Source organism: Providencia heimbachae ATCC 35613, assembly GCF_001655055.1.
In the GTDB taxonomy this organism is placed as follows: domain Bacteria; phylum Pseudomonadota; class Gammaproteobacteria; order Enterobacterales; family Enterobacteriaceae; genus Providencia; species Providencia heimbachae.
Map to the genome: position 1 here is coordinate 170,924 of NZ_LXEW01000048.1, position 14,925 is coordinate 185,848.

Annotated in this window: 14 protein-coding genes; 12 read left to right on the forward strand and 2 right to left on the reverse strand. The window is 40.5% G+C overall.

The genetic code is table 11. The annotated features are described in order from the left end of the window. The first annotated feature begins 9 nt into the window (after window positions 1–9). The 4 genes from M998_RS17595 (at window position 10) to rluF (ending at window position 4,510) form a co-directional block, all read left to right on the forward strand. Complete coding sequence (locus M998_RS17595) at window positions 10–633, forward strand: YfgM family protein (protein WP_068910085.1); 624 nt, start codon at window positions 10–12, stop codon at window positions 631–633. Between the two features lie 21 nt (window positions 634–654). Continuing rightward, window positions 655–1,827 (forward strand): outer membrane protein assembly factor BamB, encoded by a 1,173-nt coding sequence (gene bamB / locus M998_RS17600; RefSeq protein WP_068910087.1) that lies wholly within the window; start codon window positions 655–657, stop codon window positions 1,825–1,827. Between the two features lie 140 nt (window positions 1,828–1,967). Then, entirely contained in the window at window positions 1,968–3,446 is a 1,479-nt protein-coding gene (der, locus tag M998_RS17605) for a ribosome biogenesis GTPase Der (RefSeq protein ID WP_068445222.1), read from the forward strand. Window positions 3,447–3,637: 191 nt separating this feature from the next. Further along, complete coding sequence (rluF, locus tag M998_RS17610) at window positions 3,638–4,510, forward strand: 23S rRNA pseudouridine(2604) synthase RluF (protein ID WP_068910089.1); 873 nt, start codon at window positions 3,638–3,640, stop codon at window positions 4,508–4,510. 192 nt (window positions 4,511–4,702) lie between these two features. Here the strand turns inward: rluF and M998_RS17615 are convergent, their stop codons facing one another. Then, window positions 4,703–5,836 (reverse strand): M4 family metallopeptidase, encoded by a 1,134-nt coding sequence (locus tag M998_RS17615; protein WP_068910091.1) that lies wholly within the window; start codon window positions 5,834–5,836, stop codon window positions 4,703–4,705. Between the two features lie 158 nt (window positions 5,837–5,994). Beyond that, window positions 5,995–6,912, reverse strand: coding sequence for an oxygen-dependent coproporphyrinogen oxidase (hemF, locus tag M998_RS17620; protein WP_068910093.1), 918 nt, complete (start codon window positions 6,910–6,912; stop codon window positions 5,995–5,997). A 136-nt stretch (window positions 6,913–7,048) separates the two neighbouring features. On the opposite strand from hemF, the gene M998_RS17625 reads away from it, so the two are divergent. The 8 genes from M998_RS17625 to cysM all read left to right on the forward strand — a co-directional run bounded on the left by M998_RS17625 (window position 7,049) and on the right by cysM (window position 14,869). After that, on the forward strand, window positions 7,049–7,480 hold the full coding sequence (locus tag M998_RS17625) for a GNAT family acetyltransferase (RefSeq protein WP_068445214.1): 432 nt from the start codon (window positions 7,049–7,051) through the stop codon (window positions 7,478–7,480). A 149-nt stretch (window positions 7,481–7,629) separates the two neighbouring features. Next, window positions 7,630–8,217, forward strand: coding sequence for an RpoE-regulated lipoprotein (locus M998_RS17630; protein WP_068445212.1), 588 nt, complete (start codon window positions 7,630–7,632; stop codon window positions 8,215–8,217). A gap of 214 nt (window positions 8,218–8,431) precedes the next feature. Next, window positions 8,432–9,328, forward strand: coding sequence for a Dyp-type peroxidase (locus M998_RS17635; RefSeq protein WP_068910094.1), 897 nt, complete (start codon window positions 8,432–8,434; stop codon window positions 9,326–9,328). A 439-nt stretch (window positions 9,329–9,767) separates the two neighbouring features. Beyond that, the gene (locus M998_RS17640) at window positions 9,768–10,790 is read left to right on the forward strand and encodes a sulfate ABC transporter substrate-binding protein (RefSeq protein WP_068910096.1); all 1,023 of its coding nucleotides are present in this window, start codon (window positions 9,768–9,770) and stop codon (window positions 10,788–10,790) included. Continuing rightward, window positions 10,790–11,620 (forward strand): sulfate/thiosulfate ABC transporter permease CysT, encoded by an 831-nt coding sequence (gene cysT, locus M998_RS17645; protein WP_068445206.1) that lies wholly within the window; start codon window positions 10,790–10,792, stop codon window positions 11,618–11,620. The genes M998_RS17640 and cysT overlap by 1 nt, the downstream gene beginning before the upstream one ends. After that, the gene (gene cysW, locus M998_RS17650) at window positions 11,620–12,480 is read left to right on the forward strand and encodes a sulfate/thiosulfate ABC transporter permease CysW (protein WP_068445204.1); all 861 of its coding nucleotides are present in this window, start codon (window positions 11,620–11,622) and stop codon (window positions 12,478–12,480) included. The genes cysT and cysW overlap by 1 nt, the downstream gene beginning before the upstream one ends. A gap of 2 nt (window positions 12,481–12,482) precedes the next feature. After that, window positions 12,483–13,571 carry a sulfate/thiosulfate ABC transporter ATP-binding protein CysA gene (gene cysA / locus M998_RS17655; RefSeq protein WP_068910098.1) on the forward strand — a complete coding sequence of 363 codons (1,089 nt, stop codon included), beginning with the start codon at window positions 12,483–12,485 and terminating at the stop codon, window positions 13,569–13,571. A 413-nt stretch (window positions 13,572–13,984) separates the two neighbouring features. Next, window positions 13,985–14,869, forward strand: coding sequence for a cysteine synthase CysM (gene cysM, locus M998_RS17660; RefSeq protein WP_068445201.1), 885 nt, complete (start codon window positions 13,985–13,987; stop codon window positions 14,867–14,869). The last annotated feature ends 56 nt before the right edge of the window (window positions 14,870–14,925 follow it).

Genomic DNA, 14,925 nt, shown 5'->3' on the forward strand with positions numbered 1-14,925 from the left:
GAGAGACAAGTGGAAGTCTATACAAACGAGAATGATCAAGTTGAAGCAGTCAAACGCTTTTTTGCTAACAATGGTGTTGCATTAGTCGTTGGGTTAGTCATTGGTGTTGGTGGTGTATTTGGCTGGAACTATTGGCAGTCACATAAAACTAACGTACTGCAAGAAAGTGCGCAGAAGTATGAAAATGTGAGTGCTCAATTACGTTCAGGCTCAGTCCAAAGTATTGAAGCTGCACAGAAATTCGTAGTAGAAACTGACGATGTTTATAGCGCGATGATGGGGCTTGAACTCGCACAAATTTCGGTTGATAAAGGTGAGTTAGCGAATGCAGAAAAAGCATTAACTGACGCTTTACCTAAAGCAAAAACTGCAGATATGCAGGATTTGATTAATTTTCGTTTAGCAAGAGTTCAACTTGCCGAAGGCAAGGCAGATGAAGCGATTGCTTCTGTAGCAAATATCAAAAGTCAGTCATGGCAAGCTGCGGCACAGGATGTTCGAGGTGACGCCTTACTCCATAAGGGTGATAAAGCTGGCGCAAAAGCAGCCTATACTCAGGGGTTAGAAAGTGAAGGTTCTCAAGCTCTCAGAGGTATTTTAACTCTGAAATTGAACAACGTATCTAATTCATAAAGAAGAAAGGAAACGACAAACATGCAGTTGCGCAAAACTCTTTTGATAGGCCTCGTCGCTTCAGCTTTACTTGCCGGTTGTTCTAGCGAAACTGATTCTATTATTATGGCTCCGTTACCTCAGGTTGAAAATCAATTCACCCCATCAATTGTTTGGGACAAATCAGTTGGTAATGGGGTTGATCAATTTTATTCTGAATTGTCCCCTGCGTGGGACGGCACAATGGTATATGCCGCAGATCGTAAAGGTCTAGTTAAAGCATTAGAGCTTGATAGTGGTAAAGAAATTTGGTCTGTCGACCTTTCTAAGCGTACCGGTTTTCTGTCGGCTAATTTATCTGCGCTACTTTCGGGCGGTTTAACCATTTCAGATGATAAAATTTTTATCGGAACTGAGCGCGGAACAGTCATTGCGTTAAATAAAGAAGATGGCCAAGTTGCTTGGGATGTTGAAGTTGCTGGTGAAGCACTGTCTAAACCGATTGTGAGTAATGATCTCGTTATGGTTCATACTAGCAATGGTCAGCTTCAAGCACTCGATATGAATAGCGGTGAAATTAAATGGACAGTGAATATGGATACACCATCATTGTCCTTACGTGGTGAATCCGCGCCAAGCGTCGCTTTTGGTGCTGCGATTGTGGGAGGGGATAACGGCCGAGTGAGTGCTGTTTTACTTTCACAGGGCCAGTTAATTTGGCAACAACGTATCTCTCAAGTAACCAGCTCAACTGAAATCGGTCGTTTAGATGATGTTGACATGACACCAATTATTGATGACGGTAAAGTTTATGCCATCGCTTATAATGGTACACTCGCTGCATTGGATATGCGTTCAGGCCAAATTTTGTGGAAACGCGAATTAGGTTCAGTCAGTGATATGGTACTTTCAGGTGAAAATCTGTATCTTGTTGACCAAAATGACCGTGTATTATCCATTCGTAAGAGTGACGGTGTGACCTTATGGACACAAGAAGAATTGCTAAACCGTGGTCTATCAGCACCAGAAATGTTTAACGGTTATTTAGTTGTGGGTGACAAAGAAGGTTATCTACACTGGTTAGATATGGCGACGGGGGGCTTCGTTGCTCAGAATAAATTAAATAGTTCTGGCATCCATAGTCGTCCTGTTGTTGCTAGCGATAAATTGATGGTACAGACAAGAAACGGAACTGTTTATCTATTAACACGTTAATTTCCTGACAAGCTGCAAATTTATCGATAAAATTAACGGTTCCTGACACTAGGAGCCGTTTCGTTTTTTTGTTTTCTGAGTAAGCTGATGTTTAAGCCTCAGAATTCTTTTAGTTAATTAAAGTTGTGAGGCATCTAAGAATGATACCCGTCGTAGCGCTGGTTGGGCGTCCAAACGTAGGAAAATCCACGTTATTTAACCGATTAACCCGTACCCGTGACGCACTTGTAGCGGACTTTCCCGGTCTGACCCGTGATCGTAAATATGGTCGTGCTGAAGTTGAAGGGCATGAATTTATTATTATCGACACGGGTGGTATCGATGGTACAGAAGAGGGTGTAGAAACCCACATGGCTGCACAATCTTTACAAGCTATCGAAGAAGCGGATGTCGTGCTGTTCATGGTCGATGCTCGAGCAGGATTAATGCCTGCAGATGAGGGTATCGCCAAGCACTTACGTAGTAGTAAGAAAAAAACTTATCTTGTGGCAAATAAAACAGATGGTATTGATGCTAATACCGTTATTGGTGATTTTTATTCTTTAGGCCTTGGTGAGATTTATTCTATTGCCGCTTCTCACGGCCGTGGTGTAACACAGTTAATTGAGCATTCACTGAAGCCTTTCATTGAAACTGAAGATGAAGAAGTTGAGCTGACTGACGAAGAAGCCAATGCCGCATATTGGGCTGAAATAGAAGCGCAAAATGAGCTTGCCGAAGAGGAAGAAGACGATTTCGACCCATCAACATTACCCATTAAACTGGCAATTGTTGGTCGTCCTAATGTCGGTAAATCAACGCTTACTAACCGTATTTTAGGTGAAGATCGCGTTATTGTATTTGATATGCCAGGCACCACTCGCGATAGCATCTACATTCCAATGGAACGTGATGAGCGAGAATATATTCTAATTGATACTGCGGGTGTGCGTAAGCGCGGTAAGGTCACTGAAACCGTTGAAAAATTCTCAGTAATTAAAACATTACAAGCGATCGAAGATGCAAACGTTGTATTGTTAGTTATTGATGCACGAGAAGGTATTTCCGACCAAGATTTATCATTATTGGGCTTTATTCTTAATGCAGGGCGCTCTTTAGTGATAGCCGTCAATAAATGGGATGGCATGAAGCCTGAAGACCGTGATCATGTGAAAGATATGCTTGAGCTGCGTCTTGGTTTTGTCGATTTTGCGCGTATTCATTTTATTTCCGCATTACATGGTAGTGGTGTTGGTAATTTATTTGAATCAGTACAAGAAGCCTATGGGTCAGCAACCCGTCGAGTGGGGACCGCATTATTAACGCGTATTATGAAAATGGCGGAAGATGAGCATCAACCACCACTTATTCGTGGTCGCCGCGTGAAAATGAAATATGCTCATGCGGGGGGACATAACCCTCCAATCGTTGTGATCCACGGTAACCAAGTAACGGATTTACCGGATAGTTATAAACGTTACTTGATGAATTATTTCCGTCGCTCTTTAAATGTAATGGGGACACCAATCCGCATTCAATTTAAAGAAGGGGAAAATCCTTATGCTGATAAGAAAAATAAACTGACGGCAACTCAGTTGCGTAAACGTAAACGTTTGATGCAGCATATGAAAAAGCGTTAATTATAAAAGCAGACACTAAAATTAAATGGAATTTTGGTGAGCTTTAAAAAAGCCGTAGCAGGTTAATCATGTTACGGCTTTTTACTATATTGAAAAATGTTGATGAGAAGCCGTGTTCATTAAAGCAGTTGTTTACAGGAACGCATGTTTATAGGTATTTATCTCTATGATGCCAATGATTGAGGGAAATTATGGAAATCAAATCTTCCACACGTCTTAATAAATATATTAGTGAGAGCGGTATTTGCTCAAGGCGCGATGCTGACCGTTACATAGAACAAGGCAATGTTTTTATTAATGGTAAGCGTGCAGGCATTGGTGATCAAGTATTCAGTGGCGATGTTGTCAAAGTCAATGGACAATTGATTGAACCGCGTGATGAAGATGATTTAGTGTTGATTGCACTGAATAAACCTGTTGGTATTGTGAGTACAACAGAAAGTGGTGAGAAAGATAATATCGTTGATTACGTGAATCACAGTACGCGTATATTTCCTATTGGTCGGTTAGATAAAGACTCTCAGGGGCTTATTTTCCTGACAAATCATGGCGATCTGGTGAATAAAATTTTGCGTGCAGGTAACTCTCACGAAAAAGAATATATTGTTACAGTAAACAAACCCATTACCGATGATTTTATTCGTGGTATGGGAGCGGGTGTTCCTATTCTTGGTACGATGACTAAAAAGTGCAAAATTAAAAAAGAAGCACCTTTTGTGTTTCGTATTACCCTCGTTCAGGGTCTCAATCGCCAGATTCGTCGCATGTGTGAGCACTTTGGTTTTGACGTGACGAAACTTGAGCGCGTTCGTATTATGAATGTTGGTTTAACTGGGATCCCTGTGGGTGAGTGGCGTGATTTAACAGATGATGAACTTATTGAATTATTTGATTTGATTGAAAAATCCGAATCTGATGTGAAACCGAAAAAACAAGTTAAACCAAAAGTACAATCGGCAGCAAAAAGTACGGTGAAACAAGGGGCAAGTAAGCCTAAAAATAAACCTGAAACATCTTCGCGTAAGAAATTTACTGAACCTGGACGTAAAAAGAAAAAACGTTAAAGTTTGAGTGAGTTAACAATAGCGATGAGCAAGGCTGGATGAAGAGTATTTTACAAAATTCTTTTTTTGGCCTTAATTATGATTAAATTAAACCGTTATATCAAAAGTCAGCCAAAATTGAGGCCGACAATAATAGACTAACGGGTCAAACTAGTTCACATCTAAAAATAACCTGACTAAATGGATAGGCTGTTATACATCACCAACCTCTAAGCCAACATCAAGCCAGCTTTGGCGGGTTTTCATTGCAATGCTGTTATCAAACAACTTTGTCGCTGCACGAAGGGTTGCATCCGCAAATTGTCTGAAAGTTGCTGTATTTGAGACAAGCGGGTCAGATACGGCTTCAATCCAGATCTTACCGGCGACATCCCATGAATAACCACCAAGTTCACATGCTAATAAATAGAACGCTCTATTTGGTATACCAGAATTGATGTGTACACCACCATTATCAATACGAAGCGGTAGATTACGAAACTCGGACATATGACCAACTTGAGGGTCATTATTGCTGCTTGAGAAATAATAAGCGCTACCCGGTTTAACCATAGAACGCAGTGCGGGTGCTCGTACTTTATCAAGAAACAGGTTTTCACCTAATAACCAATTTGATTCATTTGCTGTTTCTTTTTGGACATATTGTTTAACCATTATGCCAAGGACATCGGCGACGGATTCATTAAGTGCGCCTGATTGAAATACATAGTCAAAATCGGCTTGGGAACTGATGAATCCATGGGCAAGTTCATGGGCGACTATGTCAATATCATTGTAGAATGGACCAAATATTTTGCCATCACCATCCCCAAAGAAAATAGCTTGAGAATTCCAAAATGCGTTGGCGTAATTCGTACCATAATGAATAACCGCATTAATATCTGCATCACAGCCAAACATTTTATCAATATTTAATTGCTCCTCAAAAAATGAACGTATCAGCCCAATTGAAGTGAAAACATGATGAGCAGGGGCATTAGGGGCAACGGTATCATCCTCTGTCATGATAATAGAGAAATCATTGTGTGCCATATGCTCATCAGTTGGAATTTCTTCACGGCGGCAAATAGGTAGGTCAGAATGATTATGTGCGTAATTTTCAATACGTTGTTGAGCATCGCGAATAAAACGACGGTACCCTTTCTCACTACATTGAGTGCTAGATAACAGTTTTTTTTGATATACCGCATCCTCATTTGAATAAGTGCGGCTTAAGATTTCGTTAATATGAAAGAGTGTGCGTTTTAGGTTTTTATTTTCAGTTTCGTTGAAAAAATTAGCAACTAAGCATGGGGGCAGTAGTGAACGACCAAGTACTTTACTCATTTATGACTCCATTTCGGGTGGGTGAAATAGAATCATAATCTGTTGTGTTCTTTTTGTAATTACTTGATAATTAATGAATTAAATTATATCTTGCTGTTTTTTGTTAGCAGATTTGTAGAACATGAGTACTATTTTATTTCATTAATTTATCTCTATAATTATTTTGGAAGCCACTCTTTACCTGAAACCAAATACTCGGTATAGAGTTTGGATTCTTCACTATTAGGCTCAGGGTGATAATCATATTCCCAGCGGACTAAAGGAGGCATAGACATTAAGATCGATTCTGTGCGACCTCCGCTTTGAAGGCCAAATAATGTGCCTCTATCCCACACCAGATTGAATTCAACATAGCGCCCACGACGATAGAGTTGGAATTGACGTTCACGCTCTCCCCATGGATGGTCACGACGTTTTTCTACAATAGGAACATAGGCTTGAAGAAAACCATTGCCAACATCACGAGTAAAATTGAAACAAGATTCAAAGCCACCTTGGTTTAGGTCATCATAGAATAAACCACCTACACCGCGTGGTTCATTGCGGTGTTTTAAAAAGAAATATTCATCACACCAGTGCTTGTATTTCGGGTAAATATCAGCACCATAAGTGGTGCAGAGATCACGTGCTACCGTGTGCCAATGCTTAACATCGTCAATAAAGCCATAAAAAGGCGTTAAATCAAAACCACCACCAAACCACCAAATGGGATCACAGCCTTCTTTTTCTGCAATAAAAAATCGTACGTTGGCATGCGTCGTTGGAATATAAGGATTAAGTGGGTGGATAACTAAGGAGACTCCCATCGCTTGGTAGCGACGACCTGCGAGTTCAGGGCGATGTGCAGAGGCTGAAGCGGGTAACTGTAAACCTTTAATATGCGAAAAATTAACCCCTGCTTGTTCGAAAATTACACCTTGAGTTAATACCCGGCTACGGCCACCACCCCCTTCGACACGTTCCCAAGTTTGTTCAAGAAAAGTTTCTTTTCCATCTAGCTCGGTTATTTTTTGACAAATATTATCTTGTAAGCTCTGAAAGAAGGCTTTTACACGGTCGATATCTGGGTAATTCATTGTTTTTTAATAAAACCATAGGTTAAAAATCATGCGTAAAGTATACCTCTTTGAGGTAAAAAAGGCATATTGAATATTGATTGTGTGGCAAAAGCAGTGATAATGGCAGGAAGCTGAGTTTAAACGGACAATTGTTATGGAAATACGAATCTTCCGCCAAAGTGATTATGAAGAAGTGATTACATTGTGGGAACGCTGCGATCTTAATGAATTCGCAGGGGATCCCGAGCTTGATATTGAACGTAAGCTGCAATGTGGTGCTGACCTTTTTCTTGTTGCCGAGGTTACGGGTGAGGTCGTTGGAACCATTATGGGTGGATACGATGGCATTCGTGGTACGGCAGTGTATTTAGCGGTTCATCCTGAATATCGTGGGCGCGGGATTGCGAATGCATTGGTGAGCCGATTAGAGAAAAAACTGGTTGCCAGAGGTTGCGCAAAAATAGAGCTACTGATGAGCGAGGAGTCGGATGCGGCTATCTGTATGTTTGAGAAAATGTTGTATGAAGAAGAGCAACCGACACGCTTAATTTACTCAAAAAAACTCACTCATGATCTCGATTTCTAAGTTGATTGACTCTCTGCTGACATATTTTCTTGAATGTTTCGGCAAATAGGTTGTCACAGTATGCATTACGCGATTTATTAAAGAGAGCTATACCCATATTTTTTTGGGTATATAAACCCCCTAAAAATGTCATGAGAAAGAATAGCGCAATGGAAAATGTCACGATAATCGGAAAAGTTTTTAGAGTGGCCCTATTAGGGGGCACTATCTTGTTGTCTGGTTGTGCGGGAATGAGTGTTTTTTCGCCATCAACTTGGTTTAGTAGTCCGCTGGTGGTGTCGGCTGCGGGAGTAGGGGAAATAACCAGTATGACGCCAATGCAAATGGATGTCGTAAACCAGCAACTGGATAGCCGCTACAAAATAAGAAGTGGCATGCAGATGGAAAATGGCGATGTCGTTACTATTTTCCAAGGCATTGATGATGAACAGGTTAAAATTGAAGTCATTGGTCCTGAGAACGGTTATGCAGCCAAAATTATTGTCAGTGATCCTAATATTGTGACCCAATGGGGAAGCGGAATTGGCACGTCATTTGCTGATTTATACGACAAGGCTTTTGGTGCTTGCAAATTAGGTGAGCGCATTAATGACTTGCCAACAGTTGAATGTGTTGCATCACAAAGCCCTAATGTGACGTATCGCTTTAATGGTAAATGGCATGGGCCAGAAAACATTATGCCATCGGATGATCAACTTAAAGAATGGCAGGTTTCACAGATTATTTGGCAAAAGTAATCTTCATTTTTTGAATAATACCGTTGGTGATATCAGCATTAACGGTATTATTTTTCAAACTAGCTCAATATTTTCCCTTTCTTAAATATTCTTTCTTATAATGTATTCCTATTACCGATAAAGCCTTGAGTTAAGACAAGGTGAAAATCCCCCTTAATAGAGTAATATAGACTTAAGAGTTTATATAATTTATTCATTTTACGAGGTTTATAGGATGTCTCATTCTCAAAGTGGTATTTTGAAAGAACATAGCCGTTTCGGTATCTTTATTGAGGCGATGGTACAAGGACCTCTTGATGAGATTAAATCAGCCTGCCAGCATTTTGTTGACTCATTACAACAGCTACAAGAAAAATACCCCGATGATCGATTAGGTGCTGTGGTTGCATTCGGTTCTGAAGTGTGGAAACAAATTGGTTTAGCGGAATCCGCTCCTGAGTTAAAGCCCTTTCGTGCACTTGGTCGGGGGCTGGCACCGGCGACTCAACGTGATTTGTTGATCCATATTCAATCGCAACGCCATGATATTAATTTTTCGCTTGCTCAAGCCGCACTAAAAGCGTTTGGAAAATCAATTCAGGTTGTTGAGGAAATTCATGGTTTCCGTTGGGTTGATGATCGCGATTTAAGTGGTTTTATTGATGGTACCGAAAATCCTCAAGGGGAAGAAATTGCAGAAGTGACCTTAATCGAAGAAGGCAAAGATAAAGGTGGTAGCTATGTTATGGTACAGCGTTATGAACATGATTTACGTAAATGGGATCGTTTTTCAGAGCATGAACAAGAAAAAATGATTGGCCGCACTAAAAAAGACAGCATTGAACTTGATGAAAGCGTCCGTAATGCGACATCTCATGTGTCACGTGTAGTGATTGAAGAAGAGGGCGAAGAGTTGTCTATCATGCGTCATAGCTTGCCATACGGAACGGCAAGTGGGAAACATGGCTTATTCTTTATTGCTTATTGCGCAACATTGCACAACATCGAACAGCAATTACTTAATATGTTTGGTGAAACTGATGGCAAACATGATGACCTGCTGCGTATGACGAAGGCGGTTTCTGGGAGTTATTATTATGCGCCGTCGATTGAGACATTAATTTCTCTCTAAAGTTACTCGTCATACTTCGAACCGTAGCGTTGTTGGCTTCTTTCGCCAACCCAAGTCACATACTTATGTATGCTCCTTGGGATTAGCTCAATTGCCGCCTAGCTACGGCTCGAATTATTTAGAGTAACCCACTAACTAATTCGTTAGCTACAAAAGTGATGTTTTGAAAAGGTGACTTTGAGGATGCTAGCGGCTATATATTGTTTTTTGTATAAATCCTTATCAAATATTTTTCCTTTCGAAAAAAATGCTCGAATTGAGCACTGCTCATGTTGCTAACGACTTAAAATAAATAATAATTTTATGGCTTATTTCCATAATTTCTTTGATATTCTAATTTGATATATTAAATAGTGATTGATAACTACACAGTTATAACTAAAGCATATACAGTATTCTTCAATACGATAATTTTGGTTTAGTAACGAGTGGGTATCTAATGAAAAAAAATAGCTTAAAAAAAACAGCATTAGCCAGTTTGGCAACACTTTCGTTGTTTGGCAGCTCACAATTGTATGCGGCAGAGTTACTGAATAGCTCTTATGATATTGCCCGTGAATTATTTGTAGCCCTAAATCCCGACTTTGAAAAACAATGGAATGAAGCGCATCCCGATGACAAATTGACCATCAAGCAATCTCATGCAGGTTCATCAAAACAAGCTTTAGCTATTTTACAAGGGCTTAAAGCAGATGTAGTGACTTATAATCAGGTCACAGATGTGCAAATTTTACATGATAAAGGCAATTTAATTCCAGCTGATTGGCAAGCTCGTTTACCTAATAATAGCTCCCCTTATTATTCCACCATGGCATTTTTAGTCCGCAAAGGTAACCCAAAAGGCATTAAAACGTGGGATGACCTAGTTCGTGAAGACGTAAAGTTGATTTTCCCTAACCCAAAAACATCGGGTAACGGACGCTATACCTATTTAGCCGCTTGGGGAGCGTTCAACCAAGAAAATGGGGGGGACACGAATAAAACTCGTCAGCAAATGAAACAATTTTTAAAGAACGTTGAGGTTTTTGATACCGGAGGCCGTGGTGCAACCACTTCATTCATTGAAAGAGACCTTGGTGATGTATTAATCAGTTTCGAATCAGAAGTAAATAATATTCGCAGCCAGTATGGTGAATCTGATTATGAAGTAATTGTGCCACCTGTTGATATTTTGGCGGAATTTCCAGTTTCTTGGGTAGATAAAAATGTGCAAAAAAATGGCACAGAAGCTGTTGCTAAAGCCTACTTAAATTATCTGTATAGCCCAAAAGCACAAGAAACGATCACCAGCTTTAATTATCGCGTTAATGATAAAGCGGTAATGGAAGCGAATAAAAGTAAATTTCCAGAAACGAAATTATTTACGGTGGAGTCGCAATTTGAAAGTTGGCCAAAAGTAATGGATATCCATTTTTCAACGGGCGGGGAGTTCGATGAACTGATGGCTCAAGGTCGCCGTTAATGCGTAAATCTGGAAAGCGTTTTCTGCCAGGATTTGGCCTAACACTCGGTAGCAGCTTACTTTATACCTGCTTGATTTTGCTGCTACCACTGAGTGCTTTAGTGATCCAATTATCTGAAATGACATGGCAGCAATATTGGGCAGTGATTAGCTATCCACAAGTGGTTGCAGCGTATAAAGTCACATTGCTGGCCGCCTTGGTGGCGAGTTTATTTAATGCCGTTTTTGGCATGCTACTGGCTTGGATTTTAACCCGATATCGTTTTCCGGGACGCTTATTTTTAGATGGTTTAGTAGATTTACCTTTTGCATTACCAACCGCAGTCGCTGGGCTAACACTTGCTACTTTATTCGCGACATCCGGTTGGTACGGGCAATATCTTCATCAGTTTGATATCAAAGTGGTGAATACATGGCTAGGCATAGCGGTTGCGATGGCATTTACCAGCATCCCTTTTGTCGTGCGGACGGTACAACCTGTTTTGGAAGAATTAGGTCCAGAGTATGAAGAAGCGGCTCAAACGCTTGGCGCAAGCCGTTGGCAAACCTTTCGCCGTGTCGTACTACCCGAAGTTTCCCCTGCATTACTCGCAGGAACTGTTTTATCTTTTACGCGTAGTTTGGGAGAGTTTGGGGCGATCATTTTTATTGCAGGCAATATCGCATGGCAAACCGAAGTGGTTTCTTTGATGATATTTAGTCAGTTACAGCAATTTGATTACCCAGCGGCGAGTGCGGTGGCATCGGTCATTTTAGCGGTTTCATTATTGCTACTCTTTAGCGTTAACGTGGTACAAAGCCGATTTGGCAAACGGTTAGGGGGCAAATAATGGCGCAAATTACACCAATTGATTTATCGCGTAAGCCACCGATTAATTGGGGAAAATGGGCGTTAATCGCCATTGGTATTTTTTTCTCAATTTTATTGCTAATTATTCCTATCGTTTGGATTTTTATTACCGCATTTCAAAAGGGTTTTGATGCGGTTTTAATGAATTTAAATAATGCAGATATGCTTCATGCGATTGGTTTAACTGTATTAATTGCGGCTATTACAGTCCCTGTTAATCTGGTTTTTGGCACCATGATGGCATGGTTAGTCACACGCTTCCATTTTCCCGGACGACAATTATTGCTGACATTGGTGGATATTCCTTTTGCTGTTTCACCTGTTGTCGCAGGGCTGTTATATCTCCTTTTTTATGGTTCTAATAGTTGGTTTGGGAGCTGGTTAGAAGGGTTTGATATCCAGTTAATGTTCTCTTGGCAAGGAATGGCTTTGGTGACTATTTTTGTGACTTGTCCATTCGTGGTAAGGGAATTAGTTCCTTTAATGCTTAGCCAAGGAAGCCAGGAAGATGAAGCTGCGGTATTGCTAGGAGCCTCAGGCTGGAAAATGTTTTGGCGTGTCACATTGCCAAATATTCGTTGGGCGCTGTTATATGGCGTGATTTTGACTAACGCTCGAGCGATTGGTGAATTCGGTGCGGTATCGGTGGTCTCTGGGGCTATTCGAGGGGAAACCTACACCTTACCACTACAAGTGGAGTTGCTGCATCAGGATTACAATACCGTAGGCGCATTTACGGCAGCTGCAATTCTTGCGTTGATGGCAATTCTTACATTGATCGTAAAAAGTGTATTGCAATGGCATCTGAGCCGACAGCAATCCGAATCAGGAGTTCATTAATCATGAGTATTGAAATCGAAAAAATTGGTAAGTTATTTGGTAAAACATCGGTACTGAACAATATTTCGCTGGATATTGCATCAGGTGAAATGGTGGCATTATTAGGGCCATCGGGCTCAGGAAAAACCACCTTACTTAGAATTATTGCAGGTTTAGAACAACAAACTCAGGGGAGCCTGCGTTTCCATGGGCAAGATGTGAGCCGTATTCATGCAAAAGATCGCCGAGTGGGGTTTGTTTTTCAGCATTATGCGCTTTTTCGACATATGACGGTATTTGATAATGTTGCTTTTGGTTTAACTGTATTACCAAGAAAAGAGCGGCCTTCTATCGCAGCAATTAAGCAAAAAGTAATGCAACTATTAGAGATGGTGCAACTGTCTCATCTGGCTACCCGTTATCCAGCCCAGCTTTCTGGCGGGCAAAAACAGCGTGTTGCGTTAGCAAGGGCATTAGCGGTTGAACCTCAAATATTACTACTTGATGAACCTTTTGGCGCACTTGATGCTCAAGTGCGTATTGAGTTACGCCGCTGGTTACGCCAGTTGCATGAAGAATTGAAATTTACTAGTGTATTTGTGACTCATGACCAAGAAGAAGCGATGGAAGTTGCTGATAGAATAGTGGTGATGAGCCAAGGGCATATTGAGCAAGTGGGTACACCGAATGATATTTGGCAGCGACCAGAAACTCGCTTTGTACTTGAATTTATGGGTGAGATTAATCAACTTCAAGGACAAATCATCGGCTCTCAGCTACACATTGATGGATATACATTTCCATTAAGCCATATCAGTACTCAACAAGGTGACGTAGATGTCTTTTTAAGGCCTTGGGATATTTCATTGGTTAAAGAAGTTGATGAACAGCATCGTTTGCCTGTGAGAGTGACTGAATCTGGACCGAGAGGGCATTTTTGGCAGTTAACTGTACAGCCTTTAGGTTGGGGGAAAGAACCGATATCTGTGGTGTGGCAATCATCGGATACCATCCCTTTAAGGGGAGAGCAATACTTTCTCGGGAGTCAGCAAGCAAAAATTTATCAAGGTAATAACGAATTATTATTTCCCCAATTAGCGCAAAGTGCATGAATATAATTTGTTAAATGAATAACACCAATAAATGTCTACTATTGGTGTTATATTTTTCTATTCCTTTCTGGGTATGCCCGTCAGCATTATTCTCATATAAATTTCATTGCATACAAGTGATGCGGTTTTTATACGCCTAACTTAATGATAATTATCATTTTTATATATTATTTAATTATAAAATATGATTGGTAATTATATGAACTTATTGTAATATAATAATATAGAATAGCTATATCACTAATAGTAATAAAGATAATCTATTTTTCTAATATAATTTATGTGAAGATATTTCATGTTTTCTATTATTTATTTTGGGGTAATATCTTATCGGTATTTGATCTAACTTATAACAATAAATTATACCTTAAAGATTTCAACTTGAAGAAAAACAGGTATATAAGGAAAACACAGTGTCAACTCTGGAACAGTTTATTGGTAATACTCCACTTGTGAAACTTCAGCGTTTGAATCAAGGAATTGATGCTGAGATCTGGGTGAAGCTAGAAGGAAATAATCCGGCAGGTTCAGTGAAAGACAGAGCTGCATTTTCAATGATTAATGAAGCCGAAAAACGTGGTGAAATTCAGCCCGGTGATACATTAATAGAAGCAACCAGCGGAAATACCGGAATTGCCCTTGCAATGATAGCGGCGGTAAAAGGCTACAAGTTAAAGCTATTGATGCCAGATAATATGAGCAAAGAGCGCCAAGCCTCGATGAAAGCCTACGGAGCTGAATTATTGCTGGTTAGTACAACCGTAGGCATGGAAGGTGCTAGAGATCTGGCAAAAGAAATGGAAAAAAAGGGTGAAGGGAAAGTATTAGACCAATTTAATAACCCTGATAACCCATTAGCGCATTTCAATACAACAGGACCTGAAATTTGGCAGCAAACAGAAGGGCGTATCACGCATTTTGTTTCCAGTATGGGGACAACCGGTACGATAACCGGTGTGAGTCGATTTTTAAAATCGCAATCGCAAAGTATCCATATTGTTGGATTGCAGCCAGCTGAAAAAAGCCAAATTCCGGGTATCAGACGTTGGTCTCCGGGGTATTTACCGGGTATTTTTAACAGTGAGCTTGTGGATAGTGTTCTCGATGTTAACCAAACCGAGGCAGAAGAGACCATGAGAGCATTGGCTAAGTATGAAGGTATCTTTTGCGGTGTGAGTTCTGGTGGTGCGGTAGCGGGGGCTTTGCGTGTTGCGAGTCAAAATCCGGGAGCCATCATTGTTGCCATTATTTGTGACCGCGGTGACCGCTATTTATCGACGGGTGTTTTTGATAATTAGTGACTGAAGATATTATTGGTCATCGAAGAGACTAAAAGCGGCGATAGGACGAATTA